This window comes from Pseudomonas asuensis (assembly GCF_014646755.1).
In the GTDB taxonomy this organism is placed as follows: Bacteria; Pseudomonadota; Gammaproteobacteria; order Pseudomonadales; family Pseudomonadaceae; genus Chryseomonas; species Chryseomonas asuensis.
Map to the genome: position 1 here is coordinate 204,594 of NZ_BMNW01000006.1, position 25,290 is coordinate 229,883.

Annotated in this window: 19 protein-coding genes; 8 read left to right on the plus strand and 11 right to left on the minus strand. The window is 53.0% G+C overall.

Annotated elements, in window-relative coordinates; genetic code table 11:
* Positions 1–27 precede the first annotated feature (27 nt).
* On the minus strand, positions 28–1,653 hold the full coding sequence (locus tag IEX86_RS14850; protein ID WP_188866909.1) for a methyl-accepting chemotaxis protein: 1,626 nt from the start codon (positions 1,651–1,653) through the stop codon (positions 28–30).
* Between the two features lie 116 nt (positions 1,654–1,769).
* On the opposite strand from IEX86_RS14850, the gene IEX86_RS14855 reads away from it, so the two are divergent.
* Positions 1,770–4,454, plus strand: coding sequence for a bifunctional diguanylate cyclase/phosphodiesterase (locus tag IEX86_RS14855; RefSeq protein WP_188866910.1), 2,685 nt, complete (start codon positions 1,770–1,772; stop codon positions 4,452–4,454).
* On the opposite strand, the gene IEX86_RS14860 is transcribed toward IEX86_RS14855, so the two are convergent.
* Positions 4,445–5,278 carry a DNA-binding protein gene (locus IEX86_RS14860; protein ID WP_188866911.1) on the minus strand — a complete coding sequence of 278 codons (834 nt, stop codon included), beginning with the start codon at positions 5,276–5,278 and terminating at the stop codon, positions 4,445–4,447. The genes IEX86_RS14855 and IEX86_RS14860 overlap by 10 nt on opposite strands.
* A 212-nt stretch (positions 5,279–5,490) precedes the next feature.
* Here IEX86_RS14860 and IEX86_RS14865 point away from each other — a divergent pair, with 212 nt between their 5' ends.
* Positions 5,491–5,916 carry a hypothetical protein gene (locus tag IEX86_RS14865; RefSeq protein WP_188866912.1) on the plus strand — a complete coding sequence of 142 codons (426 nt, stop codon included), beginning with the start codon at positions 5,491–5,493 and terminating at the stop codon, positions 5,914–5,916.
* A gap of 270 nt (positions 5,917–6,186) precedes the next feature.
* The gene (locus tag IEX86_RS14870; RefSeq protein ID WP_188866913.1) at positions 6,187–6,795 is read left to right on the plus strand and encodes an ERF family protein; all 609 of its coding nucleotides are present in this window, start codon (positions 6,187–6,189) and stop codon (positions 6,793–6,795) included.
* An 86-nt stretch (positions 6,796–6,881) separates the two neighbouring features.
* Here IEX86_RS14870 and IEX86_RS14875 read toward each other — a convergent pair whose 3' ends face one another.
* The 3 genes from IEX86_RS14875 to IEX86_RS14885 all read right to left on the minus strand — a co-directional run bounded on the left by IEX86_RS14875 (position 6,882) and on the right by IEX86_RS14885 (position 10,336).
* Positions 6,882–8,825 (minus strand): AAA family ATPase, encoded by a 1,944-nt coding sequence (locus IEX86_RS14875; RefSeq protein ID WP_188866914.1) that lies wholly within the window; start codon positions 8,823–8,825, stop codon positions 6,882–6,884.
* Positions 8,822–9,901 (minus strand): metallophosphoesterase, encoded by a 1,080-nt coding sequence (locus IEX86_RS14880; RefSeq protein ID WP_188866915.1) that lies wholly within the window; start codon positions 9,899–9,901, stop codon positions 8,822–8,824. Before IEX86_RS14880 ends, IEX86_RS14875 begins: the two co-directional genes overlap by 4 nt.
* A 159-nt stretch (positions 9,902–10,060) precedes the next feature.
* The gene (locus IEX86_RS14885) at positions 10,061–10,336 is read right to left on the minus strand and encodes a hypothetical protein (RefSeq protein ID WP_188866916.1); all 276 of its coding nucleotides are present in this window, start codon (positions 10,334–10,336) and stop codon (positions 10,061–10,063) included.
* Between the two features lie 418 nt (positions 10,337–10,754).
* Here IEX86_RS14885 and IEX86_RS14890 point away from each other — a divergent pair, with 418 nt between their 5' ends.
* Positions 10,755–10,979: a hypothetical protein gene (locus tag IEX86_RS14890; RefSeq protein WP_188866917.1), complete on the plus strand. Its 225-nt coding sequence runs from the start codon at positions 10,755–10,757 to the stop codon at positions 10,977–10,979.
* Positions 10,980–11,169: 190 nt separating this feature from the next.
* Complete coding sequence (locus IEX86_RS14895; RefSeq protein WP_188866918.1) at positions 11,170–13,338, plus strand: phosphocholine-specific phospholipase C; 2,169 nt, start codon at positions 11,170–11,172, stop codon at positions 13,336–13,338.
* 56 nt (positions 13,339–13,394) lie between these two features.
* Here the strand turns inward: IEX86_RS14895 and IEX86_RS14900 are convergent, their stop codons facing one another.
* Both IEX86_RS14900 and IEX86_RS14905 read right to left on the minus strand, forming a co-directional pair.
* Complete coding sequence (locus IEX86_RS14900; RefSeq protein ID WP_188866919.1) at positions 13,395–13,853, minus strand: DUF3597 domain-containing protein; 459 nt, start codon at positions 13,851–13,853, stop codon at positions 13,395–13,397.
* A gap of 676 nt (positions 13,854–14,529) precedes the next feature.
* Positions 14,530–14,733 (minus strand): hypothetical protein, encoded by a 204-nt coding sequence (locus IEX86_RS14905; RefSeq protein WP_188866920.1) that lies wholly within the window; start codon positions 14,731–14,733, stop codon positions 14,530–14,532.
* Between the two features lie 87 nt (positions 14,734–14,820).
* On the opposite strand from IEX86_RS14905, the gene IEX86_RS14910 reads away from it, so the two are divergent.
* Both IEX86_RS14910 and IEX86_RS14915 read left to right on the plus strand, forming a co-directional pair.
* A complete protein-coding gene (locus IEX86_RS14910) occupies positions 14,821–15,444 on the plus strand; it encodes a class I SAM-dependent methyltransferase (protein WP_188866921.1) in 624 nt (207 codons plus the stop codon).
* 339 nt (positions 15,445–15,783) lie between these two features.
* Entirely contained in the window at positions 15,784–17,409 is a 1,626-nt protein-coding gene (locus IEX86_RS14915) for a methyl-accepting chemotaxis protein (protein ID WP_188866922.1), read from the plus strand.
* Between the two features lie 44 nt (positions 17,410–17,453).
* On the opposite strand, the gene tyrS is transcribed toward IEX86_RS14915, so the two are convergent.
* Positions 17,454–18,698 carry a tyrosine--tRNA ligase gene (gene tyrS / locus IEX86_RS14920; RefSeq protein ID WP_188866923.1) on the minus strand — a complete coding sequence of 415 codons (1,245 nt, stop codon included), beginning with the start codon at positions 18,696–18,698 and terminating at the stop codon, positions 17,454–17,456.
* Between the two features lie 308 nt (positions 18,699–19,006).
* Here tyrS and IEX86_RS14925 point away from each other — a divergent pair, with 308 nt between their 5' ends.
* Positions 19,007–20,212 carry an aminotransferase-like domain-containing protein gene (locus tag IEX86_RS14925; protein ID WP_188866924.1) on the plus strand — a complete coding sequence of 402 codons (1,206 nt, stop codon included), beginning with the start codon at positions 19,007–19,009 and terminating at the stop codon, positions 20,210–20,212.
* Between the two features lie 51 nt (positions 20,213–20,263).
* Here IEX86_RS14925 and IEX86_RS14930 read toward each other — a convergent pair whose 3' ends face one another.
* The 3 genes from IEX86_RS14930 to IEX86_RS14940 all read right to left on the minus strand — a co-directional run bounded on the left by IEX86_RS14930 (position 20,264) and on the right by IEX86_RS14940 (position 24,962).
* Positions 20,264–21,445, minus strand: coding sequence for an acyl-CoA dehydrogenase (locus IEX86_RS14930; RefSeq protein ID WP_188866925.1), 1,182 nt, complete (start codon positions 21,443–21,445; stop codon positions 20,264–20,266).
* A gap of 320 nt (positions 21,446–21,765) precedes the next feature.
* Positions 21,766–23,373, minus strand: coding sequence for an inorganic phosphate transporter (locus IEX86_RS14935; protein WP_188866926.1), 1,608 nt, complete (start codon positions 23,371–23,373; stop codon positions 21,766–21,768).
* Between the two features lie 308 nt (positions 23,374–23,681).
* Positions 23,682–24,962, minus strand: a complete 1,281-nt coding sequence (locus IEX86_RS14940) for an OprD family porin (RefSeq protein ID WP_188866927.1) — start codon at positions 24,960–24,962, stop codon at positions 23,682–23,684.
* Positions 24,963–25,290: the final 328 nt, after the last annotated feature.

Consider the following 25,290-nt stretch of genomic DNA (forward strand, 5'->3'; position numbering starts at 1 on the left):
CTCTCCCGGCATCGTTCTACCAGTCAGTTAGACTTTAAAACGGCGAACCATGCCGCTCAGGTTTCCAGCCAGGCGGGAAAGCTCCTGACTGGCCGTATGGGTCTGCTCCGCGCCAGCGGAAGTCTGGACAGACAGGTCGCGAATACGGACCAAATTGCGGTCGACTTCCCGCGCAACCTGCGCCTGTTCCTCGGCTGCGCTGGCAATCACCAGATTACGTTCATCAATGCCATTAACCGCCTCGTTAATGGTGCCTAGCGCATGGCTGGCCGCTTCGGCTTGTTCCTGCGTCTGCCTGGCTTGATCAGCACTGGTCAATAGCGCATCTACCGTGTGGGTCGTTCCCTGCTGAATACTGCCAATCATGGCTTCGATTTCACGGGTGGACTCACTGGTCCGATGGGCCAGGGAGCGCACCTCGTCTGCTACAACCGCGAAACCGCGACCGGCATCCCCTGCTCTGGCCGCCTCAATTGCGGCATTCAAGGCCAGTAGATTGGTCTGTTCCGCTACCGATCGGATGACATCCAACACCTGGCTGATATTGCGTGTTTGTTCGGCTAACTGACGCGCTTGCTCAGAGGCACTTAGAACATTATCAGTCAGTACACCAATGGCACTTAGAGTGTCGTTGAGTTGACGCTGTCCATGACGAGCCGTTTCAGCCGCTGCCCGGGAGGCGGTAGAGGTCGAGGTGGCATTACCGGCTACTTCCTCGACTGCTTGACTCATTTCGGTGACTGCCGTGGCCGCCATTTCGATTTCACTATTCTGCTGTTGCAGTCCCTGAGTGCTTTCGCTCATGACTGCGCTCATTTCTTCAGTCGCAGCGGCCAGTTGCTCAGCAGAATTATTGATCTGCTCGAGTGTATCGCGCAGGTTACCCTGCATTTTTTCTATGGCCTTGAGAAGCTGAGCAGCCTCGTCTGTACCGGCAGTTTCCAGGCGATGGGTCAGGTCACCCGAGGCGATGGTCTCAGCCGCTTGTACAGCATCACGAATAGGCTTGGACAAACTATGCGTCAGGCGCCAAGCCAGCAGTATCGTAAGGGCCAGGGCACAGCCGATAACTGTCAGGGTAATAGAGACCGAGTTGTCATACACTGCCTGTGCGTCTTCGCCATAGACCTTTGCGGCCTCCAGGTTCAAAGAGCGCAATTTTTCCGTCTGCTCATTCATGCTTAAACCAAGGCTAGCCATGCCCCCCATGACGTGTTTGCGGGCATTATCAACTTGCCCATTCAGCATGAATGCCTTGATTTGCTCTACATTCGTCATGTAGTCGCGATAGATAGCCTGCAGGCGTTGTAGCGTCTGGCTCTCCTCTGGCGAACTTGTCAGGGGCTCATAACGCTTGAAGCCCGCTTCGATCAACAGGCTCAAATCCTTGATTTTTTGCTGGGTCTTTTGAAAGGTCTCAGGACCCGGCAATGCGATCAGTCGCAACGCTTCTATACGAACACGGGCCATCTGCAGTGCCAGATTGTCGCTTTCAATAATACTGGGCAGCGAGTTCAGCTCTACTTTTCGAGACTGACTCTGGATATGCGACATCTGAGACAGGCCGAACAGCCCTAGCCCTGTAAGGATGATAGCGATGATGCCAAAGCAAAACAGGCTTCGGTATGCAATTTTCAAGGAGCGAAGGCTCATACACATAACCTTGATAGGGGGTCAATGAAGTAATGCAAACTGGTACTTATTGAAGCGGCACCTGAAAGGAATTCTTGAGGTAAAAGCCGCCGGAAGGTCTGCCTGTCTGTCTAGTAATGCCTCACATCGTCTGGTTTGGGGTATTAGCTATAGAGATGGCAGAAAAGGTCGATATCAAACAACCTGATAGCAGATTGCCGACCCGCTTGCTGACCATGCCTATGTCCCCGCTGCCGCCTGTCATAAACAAGGACGAGTCCTTTCGTTCACAAACCCATACTGAGCTGGCTCAGCGCTCAGTGCTGATTTTTACTGTGCTCATGCTAAGCATGTTTGCGCTGGCAGGTGCGGTAACGAGCTACATCGCCTGGTCGCTTAATGCCCAAGCCGTTACACAGGACGAACAGGCCGTACGCAGTACTCTCGATGCTCGCAAGAAGTCCACTGCAGCTACCCTTTTGGACTATGCGTCCTGGGATGAAAACTATGTCCACATCTACCCTGCCGTTGACATAACGTGGGCACGCGGAAAGGACAAGCTGGCCGGCTCGCTTCTCTCACAATTTGGGCTGGACGGCGTTCTGGTTATCGACAGTGCTAATAACACCAGTTACGCCTTTATAAAGGGTACCTCTGATCCGGTAGATGCCCTTTCATGGATAGAAGGCGGGCTGCCTGCCATGCTGGACCAGCTTCGAAACTCACCAAAGATTACCTATCTCCAGGGGTTTTATCAGGTCAGTGGCCTACCCACGATTGTTTCCGCTGCCCTGGTTCATCCAAACGGAATTGATAATCTCCCTGACCGAAGTCAGCTTCCTGTCATCGTCTTTGTAGAACGCCTGGATCAGGAAAAACTGACTTCGATAGGCGCAGCATCCGGTATCAACCAGCTAAAAGCAGGTCCTGCAGCACTAGATAACGCAAGTTTGGTCATCAGTGATCAACTGGGCGTTCCCTTCCAGCTCCATTGGAACTTTGAACGTCCGGGGAGTACCTTGTTGAAGGTAATGCTGCCTTTACTATTCATTACAGCGCTCGTGTTATACCTGATCTTGACCAGACTCAAAGGCCGCTCCTTGCGCACGGCTGCACTGATCGACAGCAGCCGCGAAGCCCTGGAGCATAGTGAGGCCCGTTTCCGTGATGTTGCCGAAGCCTCTTCGAACTGGATCTGGGAGACAAACGCCCGGCGGGAGCTGATCTACCTTTCCGACCGATTCGCCACGAATACTGGCCTTAATATCCGTGATTGGCTGGGAAAATCCCTGGAGGAACTCATTGACTTCAGCGAAACGGAATTCCAGGAGAATCTTTACCAGACGCCTGAGTCTGCGGGAAATCCCAAGGCACTTGAGTGCTTTTACATGGACCATAAAGGTCGTAAGCGCATAGGGCATTTGTATTTTCGTCCCGTCTGGACAGAGGACGTCTTGTCCGGATACCGCGGTACCTTGAGCGATATTACAGACGAGATGGAGGCTCATGCACATTACGAGCACCTTTCCAAGTATGACCCGCTGACTCAATTACCAAACCGCACGTACATGTACCAGTATCTCAAGGAGCAATTGGCGCATGGCCCGACACCCGAGAGCCCATTGACCATTTTCTATCTGGATCTGGATGACTTTAAGCACGTCAATGACACCCAAGGGCATGGCTTTGGGGATCAGGTTTTGATTGAAGTTGCAGACCGGCTCAGGCGCTGTATGGCTAGCAGCGTATTTATAGCTCGCCAGGGGGGCGATGAGTTTGTTCTTGTGCTCACCGGTCAAAGGCAGCCAAACACCGCAGTATTGGCAGAGTGTCTGCTGGCCTGTCTTTCTGCTCCAATTACGGTCGATGATCTTGAGGTGAGGGTCAGCGTTAGCATCGGTATTGTGCAAGCGCCAGCCCACGGCGTCATCAAGGGTGAGTTGCTTCGGTTTGCCGATATTGCGCTCTATGAGGCTAAAGGTGCCGGCCGCAATACGTGGCGATTGTACGACAGTGCGATGAACGAGCGACTTGTCCAGCGCCAGCAGATCGAGGAAGACCTGCGAGCAGCCTTGGTGCGCGACGAGTTGCGGCTCGTGTTTCAACCGCGGTTCAGTATTCAAAGCGGCAGGATCATCGGAGCCGAAGCTCTTGTGCGCTGGAGCCACCCTACTCGTGGTCTGCTTAGTCCCGCTGTATTCATACCCATTGCGGAACAGAGTGGGCTTGTTGTGCCGTTGAGCGACTGGGTTTTACGTAAGGCATGCCTTGAAGCCCTGAAGTGGCAAGAGCCTATCTTCGTGTCGGTCAACCTCTCCTGTATCGAATTCCAACGTAATGACCTGGTAGAACGTATCCGCAGTATATTGAGCGAAACCCGTATAGACCCTGCGCGGCTTGAGCTGGAGATTACCGAAAGCGTCATGCTGGATAATGCCGAGAGCGCTCTTGCGCTGATGCATGAACTCAAGATGCTAGGGGTGAAGCTGTCCATGGATGACTTTGGGACGGGGTACTCTTCCCTCAGCTATCTAAGTCAGTATCCGTTCGATGGCATCAAGATAGACCGCAGTTTCGTCATGAGCTTAAGCGAGGGCGATACCAGTAATCAGGCAATCATCAAGGCCATTGTTGCATTGGGTAAGGCTCTGTCGATGTCCGTGACGGCAGAAGGTGTCGAAACGGCCGAGCAGCTTAAAGCGCTGGGTATCCTGAGCTGCGATCAGGCGCAGGGATTTCTCCTGGGCAGACCTTTTCCAGTGGAGCATCTGGTCGAACAGCTTGGCCAGCAGCTTGCACTAAATGGCACGCCTCAAGACTGAAGCGTCTCCAGCCGTGCCTCTAAACGAGCAATTTGCCTGATCAGGTCCTTACCTGTGGCACGTTCCTGTTCAAGCTGGCGAGCGAGTTCATCCAGCTGCCGAATATGGGCTGTTTGCTGAGCCTGGAGTCGCTCATTATCCCTGATGAGGTGGATATTTTGCTGTCGCAAGGACTCGTTTTCAGATAAGACCTTTTGATGCTGGTGACGCAAGTCATTGACGGCAGAATCGGACTGCACTTGATCCTGCAAGCGCTGCCGCTGCATGACTTCTTGATAGCCTTCCAGCGCATCGCGTGCTGTCTTGAGTTCAGTGCTTAACGCTTCGATGCGCTGGGCGCGGGCAGTTGATTCTCGTTGGCTGTGGGTCAAGTCCACTGCCTGCCTGGCAAGTTCGTTATTCGCCGCGTTGTATTTGCTTGCGTACTCCTCGCCAAGCGTTTCGGCCTTGGCGAGCCTTGCCTCCAGGTCCTTGATACGCTCTTGCTGAGCACTGGCGCGTTCATCTGCAAGCTGGAGCTTTTCGTTAACCGTTTTGGCCTGGGCTGCCAGTTTCTGTTCGGCCTCGCCTATTTCCAGCTGAGCCCTTTCCAGTAACTTCTTTTCGAGCTGCTCGACCAGCCCCAGGATATCCGCTCGGATGCGGCCCCCTGGACCGGACAGACTTCGGCTATCCGCTTCAAGTTCTTTTTTATAACGCTGAATGGTTGTAAAGGAGCCTCCTGTCAGCGCCCGGATTTCAGGTACAGACGCAGATTTGCCCTCCTCCTTTAACTGCCGGATCGCACTGGCAACCATATCCTTATCTATACCGGTACGGCTCATAACCACTCGCTTTACGTAAAAGATAAAAATCGTAAGGCAAATAGTAACGTAACGAGGCATGGGCTCGCTAGCACAGTGCCTCTTAAGGTCCAGACCGATAAAGATCGAAAGCGAGATTTAAGATATTGATTTACCGTGCTTTTCGCCGAGCGGTGCTCTCCTCTGGTTAAGGATGTCAGCTATGATGCGATGAAATTGACTAAGGAGTGCCCATGACTACCAATATTGAACGGTTCGATGATCTGGTCGGTCGGCTTTTTGGTGAGTTGTACGAGGCCTTTCCTATTCCCCGTAATCTCTTTTGTACCGATATGCAAAACCATATCGAGGCGGCCGGCCTGAACGAGATTGATGACTTCAATCCCTGTGCAGATGAAGCCCGGTTCTTCACTGCTTCCGTCAAGTGGCTCGGCAACGCAGGGCTGATCGAGCACGGGGATGTTATCGCTGGAACGGCCCATGACTGCGTTCTTACCGCAAAGGGGCTGGAAATTCTCAAGGCAACTCCTACTTGCCTGGAAGGTGCCCTCGGTGATCGCCTCGTTCAAGCAGCTAAACGGGAGTCTGGTGACGAGCTTCGCCAGCTGACAGGGCAAGCCTTAAGTTATGGTATTTCTCTCGCCTTGCATAAGGCATGAGCTTTTATCAGGTTTAGCTGCGTTCACTGCAGCTAAACGGCTTTTATTGTGGTCCAAGCAATAGCGTACGGACGAATGAGAAGCCGCCGTGACGGTTGAGTTTTAGCCGACAAAAGGTCAGCTCACGCTAGGCTTTCTGGTTGGTTTTGAGCGTGTAGTCCCCATATAAGAGGTACTGCTTGAAACATTTCCTTCACCCTTCTCATCCGTTCTCGACGTCCACCCTTATCTGCCCACTGGTAGGGGTTATATTGCTCTGGAGATACCTGTATGAAAATGTCAGAAAGTATCGACGCCCTTGCCAAGGCTCTGGCTGCTGCACAGGCTGAGATTGAAAACGCCACGAAGGGAAGCATCAACCCGCACTTTAGAAGCAAGTATGCGGATTTGGCTGAGGTACTGAACACAACCCGTCCGATCTTGAGCAAGTTCGGTCTTTCGATCGTGCAGATGCCTGGGTTTGAAGATGGCAAAGTCAGTGTCGAGACAGTACTGATGCATGAGTCGGGGCAATGGATAAGCAACACCTTGCTCGGACCCTGCATGAAAATGGATCCTCAAGGTGTAGGTAGCGCGATTACCTATTACCGCCGTTATTCTCTGGCGGCCTTTGCGGGAATTGCTCAAGAAGATGATGATGCCAACGAGGCGTCTCAGACTAACGCCAACCGTCAACCGGCGGTCTACATCAATAAGACACAGCTTAAGCGTATAGAGAACGCGGTTAGCGAATGCAGTCCAGCCGTTCAGAAGAAATTCGAAACGGATTATCCAGATGCCAGCAAGATGACCGTTGATGTCTATGACAGCATTGTCAGTAGCCTTGAGTCAGCTGCTAAAAAGTATCAGGAACGCAAGAGTCAGGACAACGCGGCATGAGTCCTCTCCTTCGTTCATCAGCAAGCCTGCAGGGATGCTCGGCTTAGCTTTATCTTCTCCCATCTCCTCTAAGTTACTGCCACCGCCTACGTGGCATAAGCTGCATCCACTGTTGCCTGCCCATTTTTCTTTATAATCGTAATGCTGTTGCGGATCCAGTCACGCAAGTCTGTATGACTTATGACGAGCACCGTTCCCTTGTCGTGGGATTTTTCTTCCAATAGAAACATAAGTCGCTCAAGGCCTGCGTTATCAAGGGCCTGATCAATCTCGTCTGCCATGAATAGTTTGATGGGTTTACTTGCGCGTGATGCAACAAGATCCTGTAAAGCCATGGCTGTCGCAAGTCTGACCTTACGCTTTTCGCCTCCAGAGAGACTTTTAAAGGTCTTTCCTCCCGTTGCGCTCACGACATCGATAGAGAACCTTTCACGCAGCTCTCCCTTGGCGGTAAGCGCAATAGTGGACCATACCGCGGTCACGTTTCCATCCGTTAACGTCGATAGATAATGCGCTGTCCGAGCGTTCAGGTAAGGCGTCACGTTGTCAAGGATATGAGCACGTACACCTGCAGGACTAAAGACGCGGACGGCTTCTTCCGCTAGGGTTAAATGCCTCTGTGCCGTATCGAGCGTTGTAATGAGTGCCTCTTGCCGTGTTCGTGCCTGAGCCAATTGCTCACGCGCACGATGAATGGTTGCGTCATGAGAATTTTGCGCGGATTTCAATTGCACGATCCGCTCCTCTAACGTTTTGAGGTGGTTGGCCTGCTGCTCCCAGGCACGCTGCTCAGACTGGGTTTTCTGTCTTTGCTGTTCAAGCATCCCCAAGGCTGCGCTTTGCTCAGAAACATCTGTCATGTGTTCACGAAAGCCGTGCAGGCTTTTCTCCACCTGTTCCAGTGTTTGCTGAGCTGACCTCTTTTGGTCTTCCAAAAGAAGGATCTTTTCCAGTTGAGCTTCTACAGCTCGTTGGGCCGCCGCTCGCGAGGTCTCTAAATCCTGTGGTTCGATAACATGCCCACATTGAGAACAGGTCGTCCCAACTTGATCACTGATATGCTCCAGCGAGTGAGTAAGCTGCTGGGCCTTGGTCTGCTCATCCCTGAGTTTCTGTTGAATGCCCGCATAGGTCAGCTCGGCTTCACGATGCGCCTTGGCAAGCACCCGCTCCTGCTGTCGCTCGGCATCAGATGCAGCGATCCTGCCGCGGATAACAGCGGCTTGGTCATCCAGACTCCTGATGCGTGCCTCAAGGTAGTCCCCCATGCCAGCGTCAAAAGCTGCCAGCGCATTACAATGCTGCTGTATAGCCGCCTGAATGGCGGTCTGCTGCTGGCGGATCCAGGCGTCACGATCCTGCTCGGCCGCGCTGACGTTAGCCGCAAAGGTTGTAATGGCATTTACCAATGCCTGAGCCTGAGCTGTCAGCTCACCTACCTCAACCTTGCACCGGCTCAGCCTGGCGCGTGCAATCTCATAAGCCCGTTGGAGCTGATCGATACCAGCGGCCTCCTCTACCAGAAGCTTGAGGTTGCGGTCGGTCATGCCGGGTAGATCAGGCATGGCTTCCTGCCCAAGATAGATCGCATTAGTAAAGACTTCGCGTGAACAACCAACCACCCTATCAACCAGCGCTTGCGTTAGCTTATCCGAGCCTTTGGTCAAGTCTTGCCAAACGCCATTCGCCAAGTGTTCCAGGCGTAACTGATTCTTATAACGGCGATGCTTGCGATAGCGACTGATCCGGTAGAGCGCTCCGGTTTCGTCGAGCAGCTCAAGACTCACTTCTGTGCCCTTTCCCGCGGTACGGTTGATAACCGCATCCCCAGACTCCTGGCGAGCCGTTTCGCCATACAGCCCCCAGCAGAGTGCATCGGCTATTGAAGACTTGCCGGCTCCGTTACTCTGCTGACTTGTATCATCAAGGTTCTCACCCTGAATCAGCACAAGCCCTTTATCATTCAGCGGGAGTGTCTCGACATGCCCAATGGCCATGAAGTGAGTAATCGAAAGGTTTTGCACCTTCATGGGTCGATGGCCTCGGCTTCGTTCAGAATGTCATTGCATAGCGTGATCAGTGGATCACCAAAAGTACTGTTTTCCTGCACCCATCCACGAATCGACTCGCGCAATGTGGGTGCGTTGGATACGTGTGAACGACGCTGGGTAGTAGCAGAGCGTGGCAAAGGTATGGCTTGTACCAGACTTCCCAAGACCCCCCAATCCTTGAGCTGGTTACGAAGCTGGGAAATATCATCCTCGGTAGCTTCGCCCAGCCGGGCACGCACATAATTGCCTGCACACTGCGTTCGGGCTTCGGCTTCATTCCAGTGATTATCAAGGTCTATGAAACGAGGTGCAGAAGAGTTACGGAAGTCTACCTCGGCCTCACCGACCAGGAGATATCCGGCTCGACTCCCTACGTCGTTCCAGGTTTGATGAGTCGTTGCGCCTACGCTATAGACTTCGCCCTCAAACCGCTTATGGTTATGGTAATGCCCGACAAAGACACGCTTGAAGCCATAACGTGCCAATTCCGCTGCACTAAAGCCGTTATCAGGCAAGCCTGCCAGCACACCGTTGACTGGAGCATGGAGCATCAATGTCCATGTATCGGGTATCTCTCCACGTCTGCTTACGTCTGCCAGGCAGGTATCGATATGATGACGAACGTCATCAAGTCTGTCGTACCAGGGCACCATTACCACCTTTTCATCCTCGAAAAGCGCAGGCGTCGAGATCACTTCGATGCCTGAAATAGTACGCAAACTCTCGCAGGCATTACCCAATGCACTGCTATCGCGTGACTCAAGGTCGTGATTGCCGGCAAGCACACGGACTTTCAGGCCCAGGCTGGTTGTAAGCCGTGTAAAAAGGTCGATAGTGGGATTAAGCACTGTTGGCGAAACGGAGCCGCGTACATGGAATAGATCGCCCGTGATATAGAGCGTTCGTCCTCCTGCTTTGCAAGTATCCTCGGCTGCGCGTTGAATCTGGTCCAGAATATGCCCGAGACGGCTGTTAAGTCCCTTTTCGTCAACGCGAGAAAATGCTGACCAATTATGCAAATGCGCATCCGAGCAGATGCCGTAGGTAAGGCTCATGGACTGCCAGATCCTGCTAAGAGAGATACCCTTTGACGTCAAAAACAGGCAGAGGTTGAGTAAGTCTGCTCAAGATCCTGGGAAGGCTGTCGAATGATTGGCAGCACTGGCGCTAACAAGATGGGCAACTGCCAAAAGCAAGCCTGGTACGTAGTTGTCTTAAGGAGACACCTGACCTACAGGCGGTGCGGCCAGTTCGTCTGCCAGAGCCTGCTCCTTTTGCTGGCTATGTTTATGCAGCTCATGCTCGATGTCGTCCAGCAATGTCTGGAACAGAGCACCATTTTGCAGATACCGCGCCGAGAAGCGCCAGATATAAGGATCACCCCCGTCGAGTGGATCTGCTGTAATGGTAAGGCTCCCCTCTTGATCGATAATACCCTTCAGAGCAAATGAATCAGCAAACATATAGGTAAGACGAGACAGGTATTTCATGATGCAGCAGGCCAGGCAGTGGTACTTCTTCTTAGAGGGGGCGTTTTAATATTTATTCGCCACTACAGCCTGCCGTTTGTCTAATGGGATGAATGGCCAACTTAAATCGTAAATCAAGGCTCAAGTTATTGATTAGGCAAACGATAAATCACATAGGCAGACAGGATCTACTGCCTAGCTGAGCATGCTGCCCCAGGGATGGGGCCCTATCCCTCCCTCTTTATTCTCGTGAACATCCGTCCGTTTCGATGTTCAATCTCATCGTGACGCCATCATTCCTGGTCGTGTACTCGATAGCGTTAGCTCGTCAGGCTAACGCAAAGATCTTGGCTACACTTCCCAAAAGCCCGAATCGCCCGCTGCGTTGAGCGGGCGTTACTGTGGTATTACCTATCCCACTGCTACCAGGAAGGCTGTTATGGAATTCAAATGGCTACTCCGTGAGCTACAAACAGATCCCAACGACCAGGACTGGGTCAAAGGCTGGGGAGTTTATCGAAACACCCCATGGCATTTGGCCTGTGTGTATAACAGCGAGGCGGTAGCCGTCTCCGAGGCCGTAAGGCTTGGCCAGGGTTACGCTGTCTCCTGGGGAGCCCATAAGCTCGGCACCAATCAATTCATTATTACTGAAAAATCCTGACATTCTCCCGGGTGCGACCGGGCATGGCCAGTCGCACCCGGCCTCCCCAGCAGGCCAATATGCGATTGGCCCGTCCAGAGACTCACAATCCTTTCGCGGTGTCATATTTCTGCTACTTGCTGCCCGTACAAATGTGTAACGAGTTGTTCCGGTTAAACCCACCTCAGCACGTACAGGGAGCGAACGAGTTATGCCTTCTCTCACTCGAAGAAATCTTTTGCAGGCAGCAGCCGTTGGTTCGGCAATCGCTATGCTGCCCGCCTCGATCCAACGAGCACTGGCTATTCCAGCTCATAACCGTACTGGCACTATTCAGGATGTCGAACACGTAGTCATCCTGATGCAGGAGAACCGATCGTTTGACCATTACTTCGGAACGCTGCCCGGCGTACGAGGTTTTGCCGACCGGCTGACAATCCCGCTGCCCGAAGGACGCTCCGTCTGGCAGCAGCAAGGCCAGGGACGTGTGATCCTGCCTTATCATCTTGACAGCCGCAAAGGCAACGCTCAGCGTGTACATGACACGCCTCACTCCTGGGCCGACACCCATGCAGCTTGGGACAGTGGCCGTCTAAGTGCGTGGCCTACTTATAAGACACCTACCTCGATGGGATATTACGAGCGCAACGAGGTGCCCTTTCAGTTCGCTCTAGCCAATACCTTTACTCTCTGTGACGCCTATCATTGCTCACTGCTGGGTGGAACGACGCCGAACCGCCTGTTCCTGTGGACCGGGACTAACGGCCCCACCGGCTCCAACGTTGCAGCGGTCGTCAACGAGTGGTACGACCCAGGTCCACCAGAGGAAGGGTACGACTGGACAACCTATGCCGAGCGCCTTGAGGATGCGGGAGTCTCATGGAAGGTCTATCAGTATCTGCCGGATAATTATGGCGACAATGCTCATGGCGGCTTTCGCCAATACCGTGCGGCTAGCGTCAAGGTCGGTAACCCAGCTCAGCCCCCGGCAGATTTCACTGATTTTGTGGTGTATCGCGAGGAGCTGGACGCGGTCGCTCCGCTGTATAAAGGCAATGGCAATACCATGCCGGCAGCAAATAGCAGTGACCTTGAAACGATGTTTGAAAGCTTCAGGCGCGACGTTCGGCAAGGCAAGCTGCCTCAGGTAAGCTGGTTGGTCGCCCCGGCAGAATACTCAGAGCATCCTGGGCCTTCGAGCCCTGTTCAGGGCGGTTGGTACACCCAGGAAGTTCTCAATGCACTGACTGAGAATCCGGAGGTTTGGAGCAAAACGGTATTGCTCGTCAACTATGATGAGAACGATGGCTTTTTTGATCACGTGCCGCCACCGACTCCACCTTCCTTGCGTGCAGACGGCACACTTGCAGGCAAATCAACGGTTGATTTTGATGCGGAAGTGTTTCAGCACAAGGCCCCTCCTGGCTCGAAGGAGCAACCGGCCCCGGATGGACGCGTTTATGGTCCGGGCCCTCGTGTGCCGATGTTTGTCATTTCACCCTGGAGCCGTGGAGGCTGGGTCAACTCACAGGTCTTCGACCACACCTCAGTACTCCAATTTCTGGAAAAGCGCTTTAATGTGAGGGAGCCCAATATCAGCCCCTGGCGGCGAGCGGTATGCGGTGATCTGACTTCGGCGTTCAACTTCGTTAATCCGAATCAGGAAATGCTGCCGCCACTGCAAACGACCTCGCGCCGTGCGGCAGACCGTCTACGTGAAAAGCAAGAACAGCTCCCACAAGTCCCTTTGCCTGCGGCTGACCAGCAGCGGCCTCCAGTACAGCACCGCCTGGCTCGGCCTTCACGTGCATTACCCTACCAGATAGAGGTCGAAGCCGAGGGGAGCTCTGAAACCCGTCAGCTTACGCTGACCATGCGTAACACGGGTAAACAAGGCATCGTGTTGCATGTGTATGATCGGCTGCATCTGGAAGAGCCTCCTCGTCGTTACACTATTGAGGCAGGAAAGCTGCTGAGTGATGTCTGGGTTCCTACTGCAACCGATGAAGGCGCCTATGACTTGTGGCTGCTGGGACCTAATGGTTTTCATCGAGCGCTGCGCGGGAACCTTAAAGAGCAACAGACTGAGGTGCACCTGCAACGTGATGGCAAAAGCCATAACCTGGTTATGACGATCACTAATAACGGTCTACAGGCGATCACGGTTCACATTGATCGTTGCCCCTATACACTTGAAGGACCACGACAGTTTCAGCTTGGGGCGGGTGCCACGCACAAGCAGCGTGTATCGACCCGTATAAGTGGCGGATGGTATGACATCACGATTCGTGCTGATCAAAACCGCTGGGAGCGTCGTCTGGCGGGTCGGCTTGAGACAGGCCGTCACTCTATTAGTGACCCCTTAATGGGGAATACCTAACCATCAGATGTGTTTCGCAGGCATCCCCGTTTTGGATGCCTGCCTTACACAGCAGGTTACGTTCTAAGCTCAGGTGGAACTGCGCCGTGGTGCTCAGCCAACTTCTGCATAACAGCCCTGTGCAGCCATACGTTCATCTGTTCCGAGTTTTCAAGCGTGTCCGCTGGGCAGCCTAGCTCGGTAGCCATCTCCTTGCGGGACTCAAAGCTACTGTCGAGGTTAAGCACCTTAAGCAAATCGACAATGGATGACCGCCAGTTCAGGGAGTCGGTATGACTTTCTGCCATGGTATCTAGCCGCGCCGAAATGTCTGTTGAATTGTGCACACTGGTGGCCGCCTCCGTCTGGTTTTGCCCAGCAGTGGCGTGATTGGCCGCATTGGTTTCTTCCGAATCTACGACGATGCGTGTAGAGGTCTTGCTAGCATCAATAACACCAACGTCAGCCTTTCTCTGCTCTTCGTTACTCACACCATCTAAACCAAGCTTTTCAAGAATCGAATTGAACAGTCCCATGATCCAACCTCATTAGTAAACATAGAGTACTTATGGACCTTTAGAAGCGACTCGGGATTCAACGCTTCATGCATCTTGATGAGCATAGATTTTTGAATGATTTTTCTCATCATAAACATGAATAAAATCAATAACTTATCTGAATTATTTAATGTCTTTTAGAGATTTAACTAAGAAATCACATTAACTGTTAAGCCAAGTATCAACCTTTTTATGTAACCTCAGAAGAAGCTTCAAGAACGCCGTTAAATGAGCAAGGAGAAGATGGCCATAGATAGCCATGTAGATATTTTTTCAATTAAAACAATGATTTATATGTTTTTCCTAAAAATATACATTTAATGTAAAAAGTCACCTTTGCCGCTTGCGAGTCTAAGCGGCAGGACAGGATAAATAGGTTCTCCGTCGTGGCTTAGGTACGGTTTTGACCGAGCAGGAGCGAATCCTCGACTCGCTTGATCACCTGTTTAACCCTCTCTATGGCACAGGCTCAGGCCTGAAACCATAACTGATATGATCTATGCCCTTGCTCCTTATACTCATCCAAGTAAGAGAGCTGTCGTGCCCCTGATACCTGTTTCCTGGGCTTTAGCGTGTACCTGTAAAAGACAAAACCTTACGCAAGGCAGTTGCGAATTTTAAGATTGGTTAGCACCGGCACTGTATGTACAAAGCGTTAAACCATACTGGCAGGTAGACAACCATCTCGATCAGAGTAGTCACGACGCTGGACATCTCCTGGGGTATCCGGGTGAATACTCAGAACGATCACGTTGTTCTGGTACAAGACAGCGGCCACCATGGAATACTCCAGATGGGAAATTAGGGCATCACGCCAATTCGGCGCCGCTAACAGGCTCGGTAATCCAGCAGTAGTCATATGACGGACATGCCTGCTGCTTCCCCGCTAGCGTGTCAGAGCGGATACAGTGGTTCTCTTCTTAATTAATCGAGCGGCCTATTCAGTATGAGCTCATGGTACGAGCACCATGTTTTGCCTTACCTTCTGGATATCGCGTGTGGGATCAAGCCCGTGCGCCAGCAGCGGCAATCACTAATCCCCCTGGCGTATGGAAAGGTGCTAGAGATTGGTATCGGCACCGGGCTTAATCTTGAGTACTACGACGTCACTCAAGTCGAGCGCATCATTGGACTGGACCCTTCCCTTGGTATGCATCGGCTGGCGCAGTCTCGTGCTCAACGTGCAGGCCTCAATGTTGAGCTGGTCGGCTTATCAGCCGAGCAGATTCCATTTCCCGGTCAATCTTTTGATACGGTTGTTGTGACCTATTCGTTATGCACCATTCCAGACCCAGTGGCTGCACTCAAAGAAATGCATAGAGTGCTAAAGCGAGATGGGCAGCTCTTGTTTTGCGAGCATGGGCAAGCTCCTGACGTAACGGTCCGCTCTTGGCAGGATCGAATGACACCGCTGTGGTCGCGTATGGTTGGGGGCTGTTGCCTTAACCGGCACATAAGCCAGCTTATTCAAAGTGCTGGCTTTGAAATGCTTGAGCTGAAGACCTTTTACTTAATGGGTCTTCGCCCGCTGACTTACCATTACGTAGGTATTGCACGTGCTATGCACTGAGGCCTCACTCTCTAAGGCCTTCGCTCATTTGGCCAACGAAAATAAAACCGTATTTCACCCGTACAGCTAATGAACAGCCTGACTAAACAAGGCAGGTACTGTTTGACGCTTTACCTCCTCATGGGATGCGCGCTTACAGCAGTAACCGTCAGTAATAAAAGATGTTGCTATAAGAAAGTTCATAAAAACAACAATTTAAAAAATACGTATTTAAATGTTAGCGATTTATTGAAAATAAACATGCTTTTACTACAGTAATTTTAATTCTTTGCCGATACGCTCTTAGCAAGAAAATTTTTATGGGCTTCCTCTGCTTTTGGGTAGTAAGGGAATCGGATCATGTTTTTAAGAGCACTCAAACTCGCACCGCGTTCTTTCCTGGCCTTTATGGCGATTACCGTTTTATTGGTAATGCTCGGGTTGCTATCCTTATCCAAGATGCAGCAAATTCGTAATGCTGCTGTTGAAATCGAGCAGAACTGGATGAGCAGCATTAGCGTTGCCAGTCAGATTGACTCATCAGTGCTTCGGTTACGCCTTGAAAGTCTGCGCTTGGCCACCATCACAGACCCGTCTTTGAAACAAACAACATTAGACTCAATAGCGGCAGCACGTACCAAGATGACCGATGCCAATCGTCGCTATGGGACCCTGGTAGCCAGTGAACAGGAGCAGAAGGTTTACGATGAGGTGAATAGCCGGGTAACCAAGTATGACGCCATGCTGGATGCCCTCCTCATAACCATTAACACCAAGCCCTCCAGCGAAGCATTAACGTATATCAATACGCAAATTCGCCCTGTTACAAACGAGTTGCAGAAGTCCATTGAGGAGTTGCTCAACTTAAACTATGAAGGCGCTGAAGAAGTTGGTGATCAATCAGAGTCCAACTACCAGAGCGCATTCAAATTTGTGATCGCTATTGTGGTATTCGCAGTCCTGCTCTCGGTTGTCATGGCTGTCCTGTTTACTCGCAGCATCGTATTGCCTTTACGTGAGGTACTGGCCGTCAACAAAAAGATTGCTGAAGGCGATCTTCGCGCTGAGATCAAGGTAACGGGTAAAGATGAGCTGAGTGAGCTTATGGCTTCCACAGCCGTTATGCAGTCCAATTTACGGGATACTATTCGGCACATTAGTGACTCATCGACGCAGCTCGCGTCTGCAGCGGAGGAAATGCATGCCGTTACGGAGGAGTCCAGCCAGGGACTGCTGAGACAGAACCAGGAAGTTGAACAGGCTGCTACTGCAGTCAACGAGATGACGGCTGCTGTAGAGGAAGTCGCACGTAATGCGTCATCAGCATCCGATGCTGCACAGCTTTCGGAGCGGGCTACGCACACAGGGTCCGAGCGCGTCACCCAGACTGTCAATGCGATCCAGGCGTTGACTGCTACAGTCGAAACGACTAGCAACGAAGTACAAGGTCTAGCCACACAAGCCCAGAGCATCAGCAAGGTGTTGGATGTGATTCGCGCCATTGCGGAGCAGACCAACCTGTTGGCACTCAACGCGGCCATCGAGGCTGCCCGTGCCGGGGAGCAAGGTCGAGGGTTTGCGGTCGTGGCCGACGAAGTCCGTGCACTGGCTCACCGTACACAGGCGTCCACCCGTGAGATCGAGCAAATGATTGGCGGTATCCAGATCGGCTCTGAGCAGGCAGTAAGCTCAATGCAGCGAAGCTGTAACGAAGCCAGGTCCAGTCTGGACATTGCCCAGGAAGCCGGCAATGCACTCGCTCAGATCGCCCAGGCAATTACCGATATCAACGAGAAGAACCTCTTGATTGCAACTGCTTCTGAAGAGCAGGCCCAGGTAGCTCGAGCCGTTGATTGTAATCTGGTCAGCATCCGTGACCTCTCGATACAATCGTCTGCAGGCGCCAACCAGACGGCTGCTGCCAGCGCAGAACTGTCTAGGCTAGCTGTAGACATGAACAAGCTCGTCATGCGATTCACCACCTGATTGCAATGGTTGATAAAGTCCCGGCATGCCGGGGCTTTTCTTTGTCAGTCCACCAGCACGACCTGGAAATGGCGCTTCTTACCCAGGCTCAAACGGCTGCCCTCCAGGGCTTGGGACAGAGGCTCATCAGGATTCTGGATCTGTACATCATCTATACGCAGCCCGCCCCCTTCGGCCAATCGGCGTACAGCGCTGCGTGAACTCTGCAAACCGGTCTCCACCAGAAGATCAGTCAGCGTCAGGCCTTTTTGCAGTGCAGCGCGGCTGGCTTCTACCTTTGGCAGTGTGTCGCTCTGGGTTCCCTCACTGAACAATGCACGTGCCGCCGCTTCGGCATCACGCTGGGCAGCTTCGCCATGCCCCAGACGCGTGGTCTCATTGGCAAGGACGATTTTCGCTTCGTTGAGCTCTGCTCCCTGCAAGGCTCCCAGGCGACGTACCTCATCCATAGGCAACTCGGTAAATAGCGCAAGGAATCGCCCCACATCCCGATCATCGCAGTTGCGCCAGAACTGCCAGAAGTCATAGGCGGAAAGCTTGTCGCTATTCAGCCACACAGCGCCCTGAGCCGACTTGCCCATCTTCTTGCCATCACTCGTGGTCAGGAGCGGCATGGTAAGGCCATAGAGCTGCGGGCCATTCTGACGGCGGGAAAGCTCAACGCCGTTAATGATATTGGCCCACTGATCGGCGCCACCTAATTGCAAGGTGCACCCATACCGATGCGCTAGTTCGACGAAATCGTAAGCCTGAAGCAGCGTGTAACCAAACTCCTCAAAGGACAACGAGTGTTCGCGGTCTAGTCGATTACGAATGGCATCGAATGTAAGCAGGCGGTTGATCGAGAAATGCCGCCCTACCGTATTGAGAAAACTCAGGTAGCCGAGGCCATCAAGCCATTCGGCGTTATCCACGACTCTAGCCCGACCGTCTGTGTCGCCCAGCTCAAGATAGGTAGTGAACGCCTTGGCAATACCCGACATGTTTTGAGCAATCTGGGCATCGTTTAGCACCGGACGGCTGCTGTCGCGAAAACTGGGATCGCCGATGCGGGTCGTAGCGCCACCGATCAGCAGTAGGATGGGATGTCCTGCGCGCTGCATCCAACGCATAAGCATCAAGCCCTGCAGATGCCCAACATGAAGGCTATCAGCCGTCGCATCAAAGCCCAGGTAGGCAGTCACAGGACCACTGTTTAGTGCCTCATTAAGGCCATCACGATCAGTAGTCTGATGAATGAAACCGCGTTCTTCCAACAGGTGAAGAAGGTCTTGCTGGGGTTTGCTCATGGGATAAGTCTCCTGGGTTCTTTAACCTGCAGAGACTGGGAGAGTTTGCATTCACCGAGCCGCCACAGGCGGTTCGGAATGCAGCGCAGCACCTACCACCCGAAAGCGTTCAGGTAGTAATAATACGCGGCGATGGGGGTGATGAAGGTGTTCATGGGCGCTAAAAGTAAACAGTTCGGCAGGAAAGTCAAGCGAGGCGCTAAAAGCGTCAGAATTCCTTTCTTTCAACAGCCTATGACTTTTTCTCGTTTGTGTTGATCGAAGCGGCAGCCGCATAGTTTTCTCATCGCGACCAACGGTGGGTTCCCATGCGTACCTTTAACCCTGTATTTGCTGCTCCGCAAGGCTCTCCGATTAGAGAGCTGTTCAAGTATCTCTCTGTGCCGGGCATGATCTCACTGGCTGGGGGATACCCGGCGTCCGACCTGTTTGATGAAGCTGGGCTGGCCGAAGCCATGGCGATTGCCTTTCGCAATCCGGTTGCCTGTCTGCAGTATTCAAGCAGCGAGGGTTTGCCGGGGCTACGCGATGCGCTTGCCCATTTGAGCCGTCAGCGTGGTATCCCTTGTGAAGCGGATAGCCTGATCGTCACGTCTGGCTCGCAACAGGGACTCGATCTATTGGTTAGAGTCCTGCTCTCGCCGGGCGACATTGTACTCGTCGAGGAGCCCACGTACCCCGCTACCCTCCAGGCCTTACGGCTTGCCCAAGCGCGCATTGAAACGGTGTCATCCGATCAGGACGGCATCGATCCTGCAAAGCTGGATATCCAGCTGGCCAGCTATACACAGCAGCAACGGCCCACGTTGCTCTATGTGTCACCCACGTTTGCCAACCCCACCGGGCTTACGCTCGGTCTGGAGCGCCGACGTGCCTTGCTGGAAGTGGCTGCTCGTCATGACCTGCTGATTGTCGAAGATGACCCCTATGGTGATCTACGCTTTACCGGCGCAGCCATCCCTACGTTGGCCGAGCTGGCTCGTATGCAGCCTGAAACCCAAGACTGCGTGGTGTACCTGTCCAGCCTTTCAAAGATTGTGGCGCCGGGTGTGCGTATTGGCTGGATGATTGGCCCTGCCGATGTGCTCAAGCGCTGCACTATTGCCAAACAGACCGCCGATCTATGTACTTCAGGCTGGATGCAGGCCATTGCTGAGGCCTATTTAGCGCAAGGGTTTCTTGAGCGGCATCTGCCCGTTTTAACCAAGGCTTATCGCGCAAAATGTCAGGCATTGGTGGGCGGCCTACAGGCGCAGCTCGGACAGCGGTTCGAGTGCCAGATGCCAGCAGGCGGTCTGTTTGTCTGGGGGCGTTGGTCCGATGGACTGGACGCAAAAGCAGTTCTTGAAAAGGCTATCGAGCATAAGGTCTTGTACGTGCCGGGTAGTGCGTTTTATGCAAAGGCACCTGATTGCTCCGCAGTACGATTGTCGTTTGCTGCCCCATCACTCGAAGGGATCGGCCATGCCGTGGAACGGCTGGCAGCAGCCGTCCGCACATTCGGGTATCCATGACAGGTTCAGACTGGTAGTGCTCCACCCATAAATCGGCCTTCTTCAACGAACTTAGAAGAAGGCCTGAATACCGGTCTGTGCCCGGCCCAAGATAAGTGCATGAACATCATGCGTTCCCTCGTAGGTATTGACTACCTCAAGGTTCACCAGATGCCGAGCAATGCCGAACGCGTCGGAGATACCATTTCCTCCGAGCATATCGCGGGCCATACGAGCGACGTCTAACGCCTTGCCGCAACTGTTGCGCTTCATGATTGACGTAATCTCTACAGCCGCTGTCCCCTCATCCTTCATTCGGCCAAGGCGCAGGCAACCTTGCAAGGCCAGGGTAATGTCGGTCTGCATATCGGCCAGCTTCTTCTGAACCAGCTGATTGGCTGCCAGCGGGCGTCCGAATTGCTTACGATCAAGGGTGTATTGCCGAGCGGTGTGCCAGCAGAACTCAGCAGCCCCCAGGGCTCCCCAGCTAATGCCGTAGCGGGCCGCGTTAAGGCAGGTAAACGGGCCTTTGAGGCCCCGAATATCTGGGAACAGATTTTCTTCAGGAACGAAAACATTCTCCATGATGATGTCGCCGGTAATGGAGGCTCGCAACCCGATTTTGCCGTGAATGACAGGTGCAGATAATCCTTCCCAGCCTTTCTCCAGGACAAATCCGCGGATATCTCCAACTTCATCCTTGGCCCAAACGACGAATACGTCAGCAATCGGACTGTTGGTGATCCAGGTCTTGTTACCAGTCAGGCGATAGCCGCCTTCCACCTTTTTGGCGCGGCTAGCCATTGATCCTGGATCAGAGCCATGATCCGGCTCTGTCAGACCGAAACAGCCAATCCATTCGCCTGATGCCAGTCTGGGTAGATATTTCTGGCGCTGTGCCTGGGTTCCAAACTCATAGATAGGCATCATGACCAAAGACGACTGAACACTCATCATGGAGCGGTATCCAGAGTCGATCCGCTCAACCTCACGGGCAATCAGCCCATAACATACATAGTTGAGTCCGCTCCCACCGTACTCGCTGGGAATTGTGGCACCCAGCAAGCCTGCCTCTCCCATCTCACGAAAGATCCACGGATCGGTTTGCTCGTGCCGGAAGGCCTCCAAAACACGTGGCGCCAGCGTGGCTTGCGCAAACTGTGCGCTGCTGTTGCGTACCATTCGCTCTTCATCGCTGAGCTGTTGTTCGAGCAGTAAAGGGTCTTCCCAACTAAACGGTGCATTAGTAGCCATTACAGGTCACTCTGGTGATCTTGTTGTAAGATAAGGCTAGAGGACCTTTGGCGTTACAGCAAACAGCCCTATGAGCGAGATACTCATAAAGGCACTGTAATGCTTCTCGGTAAGCTGGAGGCGCGTGTAGAGAGAAAAATACTGCATTGACCTCCTTTGCGGCTACTCCTTACGGACTCCTCACTTGAGCAGCTGAAAAGCTGTTGTGACACGAAATACTCTATGTTGAATAGAGTATTCAGGGGCGAGCGGTAGATGTGCTGTTAACCTTTCGCGTCTGGCTGCTGTGTTTACAGCAGCCAGTTATTCGCCATTGGCTATTAGAAAATGCTTCGGAAGAGCCAATACAAGAGGCCGGATAGCAGCATCGCAGCGGGCAAGGTAAATACCCAGGCAAGTGCCAGGTTACGTACCGTGGACATCTGTAGGCCGCTGCCGTTAGCTGCCATGGTTCCCGCCACGCCGGATGAAAGGACATGGGTCGTCGAGACGGGTAGCCCATACATATCGGCGGCGCCAATCGTGGCCATAGCCACCAACTCTGCACTGGCGCCTTGGGCATAGGTGAGATGCGTTTTGCCGATACGCTCACCCACGGTAATGACGATCCGCCGCCATCCCACCAGTGTTCCCATGCCCAGCGCAATCGCTACCGCCACCTTTACCCAAAGCGGAATGAAGCGCGTCGCCTCGTCAATCTGGCGCTTGAATTCGTTCAGGTTGTTTCGTGTGTCTTGGGAAAAGGTGTCCAGCTTTTGCTTTTCAAGCAACCTGATACTTTCAGACGTCAGATACATGTCGTTACGCACGTTCATCATGGCCTGGGCCGGTACGTTAGCCAGCGTGCCGTAGTTTTTCACTTCATCGGCTATCAACCCTGTTACAGCCCCTAGTGCAGGAATAATTTCATCCGTGGCCTTGCGGGTACGGACATACTCAACGAGTACACCCCGTGGATCAGCGGGCGCGGCTCCAGGTACATCCCTGACCAGCCCTTGCTGAGTTACTTGAGCTACAGCAACAAACTGTGGCGTCTGAGTCGCCGGTACCGCTCGGTTGAGTGCATAGGCCATCGGCAATGTGCCAACCAGGATCAGCATGATGAGCCCCATGCCTTTTTGGCCATCGTTGGAACCGTGGGCGAACGACACCCCTGTGCAGGTCAGGATGAGGAGCCCCCTGATCCAGAACGGTGGCGGTTGTGTGCCTCTGGGCTCCTGGTAGAGCGCTTGCTGCTTGACCAACACACGTAACGTCAGTAGCAGGAGCGCTGCACAAATGAAGCCTACCAGTGGCGATAAGAAAAGCGCATAGCCCACCTTTGATGCCTGACTCCAATCCACGCCACTGCTACCGGATCGTCCTTCCAGCCAGGCGTTGGCCAATCCGACACCCAGTATCGAGCCAATCAAGGTATGAGACGATGAAGCAGGCAATCCTAGCCACCAAGTGCCCAGGTTCCAGACGATCGCGGCAATCAGCAAGGCAAAAATCATGGCAAAGCCATTGCTGGAGCCTACTTGCAGAATCAGGTCTACAGGCAATAGCGCGACAATCCCGAACGCTACGGCACCACTGGAAAGCATCACACCCATGAAATTCCAGATACCGGACCACACGACGGCCACCTGGGCCGGTAAGGAATGCGTGTAAATGACTGTTGCCACGGCATTGGCCGTATCATGAAAGCCATTGACGAACTCGAATCCAAGCGCGATGACCAGGGCAAGGCCCAGCAGCGCGAAAGGCAGCCATGTGGTAGCGACCGAGCCCGCCTCGCGGACATCACTGACGATGCCGTAGGAGCTGATAAGAATGCCCGCAATGAGCAGAGCGAAAAACAGAAAGAGACTGCGTGGACTGAACGTCTGGTCCAGCCGAGGACGCGTGGCTGGGGGTGCCGCATCGTGAGTCTGGATGGTGGACATACAAGAGGACCTTAGAGAACTGTTCACCTCACGCTATGCTCTCTTTGTGACATTTTGTATGCAAATACCCGACCGTTTATCCTTAAAAGCTTTATTTTCCCAAGAGCGCCGTTTTAGGCAAACTTGGCATTAAGGCTATTCTGGAGGGGAGTACTGGGCGGCGACACACTGGCTACCCTAACGCGTTGCAAATAATTCATGGAACACATCTGGGGCTGCAATCAACTGTTATCACAATTGATTATTGCAGGAGGCGGATCGCTCAAGATAAGCGATCCGCCTCGTCGACTTAACCGGCCAGCACTTACTTAGAAGATGCTGATCGGGTAATCGATGAAGAGACGAACTTCGTTGCCATCATCGTTATAGGAACGGACATTGTTCGACGTACGCAGGATGGAATTACGCAGGCGTACTGAAAGATCCTTGGCTGGACCATTCTGAACCACGTATTTCACCTGATTGAACAGCTCGCGCTCTTTACCGCGCCCATCACCGGCATCGATATGATCGCCGCGGATATAAGCCAGTTGATAGCTTAGGCCCGGCACGCCGTAGGTGGAGAAATCCAGCCCATAACCCAGCTGCCATGAGCGCTCGTCCTTGGCGTTGAAGTCAGACCAGTAGGAGTTGGCCAGAAAGATCGTCATACCACCATCACCTACACCGCCTGCGTTCTGATACCAGCCGTAGGGGTAGCCGATATCACCAGTACTGCGCTGGTGAGCCAGGGTAAAAGAGTGAGGGCCGACTGAGTACGTTGCAGCCAGACTCCAGATCTTGTTATCACGCGCATTGGCATCGCCTGAATAGGTTTGGGCAAAACGCTTGTCCAGGCGAGTCCTGTATCCATTGAAGTCGAGCGTTAGAGACTGGTCTTGATCAATCGGCAGCACATAGTTCAGATTGATGTACTGCTTTTTCAGAACGTCTTTTACATCGGAGGCATAAAGCGAGGCCAGGAACTGGTCAGAGAACTTATAGCTGCCCCCAATCACGTCAATCTTCTTCAGACCCGCGCTGTCACGGCCTTGGGCGCTCTTGCGGGACTCTTCAGTGAATCGTCCGGCATTAAGGATCAGCCCATCGATTTCTTTCGAGGTAATCAGCGTACCGGTGTAGCTTTCCGGCAGCAGGCGGGACGTGTCGGTGTTCAGCACAGGCAGCGCTGGCATCTGATCGCCGTAGGTAATGGTCGTATTGGAAAACCTTACCTTGATCGATGCGCCTGCCTTAGAAAGGTCGCTGGCAGCCTTGCCACTGTCACCCTGTTTGAAAAAATCGATACCGCCAGCGCCAGAGCGCCCCCTGCCTCCGTCCAGACGCAAACCGTAAAGAGCAAAGGCATCAACACCAAATCCTACGGTGCCCTGCGTAAAGCCAGATGCGAAATTAGCCGTTACACCCTGCCCCCACTCCGCCTTGTCCTCATTGCCGTGCTTGTAGTCACGATTCATATAGGCATTGCGCAGGAATAGCTTGAGGCTGCTGTCTTCTATGAATCCATTGGAGGCCTGGGTTTCAGCCGCCAATGCTTGAGTTGCACTCAATACGCCACAAGCAATCAAGGTGATCCGTTTGTTCAACATTTACTTCCGTTTCCTTTCTGACTAATACGGTGTGACGATCAGGCCTGTTTCTGATGGGTCTTTCGTGACGGATTGGAAGGATTCCCGCGCATGTAACGAACGGGAACGCTCATTGCCTACCGGTAAGATGTCACATCGGTGGGTAAGCCGACATGCACAACTCAAAGGCTTTATAAGCCTGGCAAGCCGTAAGTTCTCTCGCGAACGGGTAAGTACGAGAGCAGCCACCTTGCATCCGCAAGAAAACAGGTGCCTGTTCTTCTCTACTGATGATTACAAAGCGATAGGCCATTGTACTGTCATATCAAGCGCTTATGAACTGTAAGAA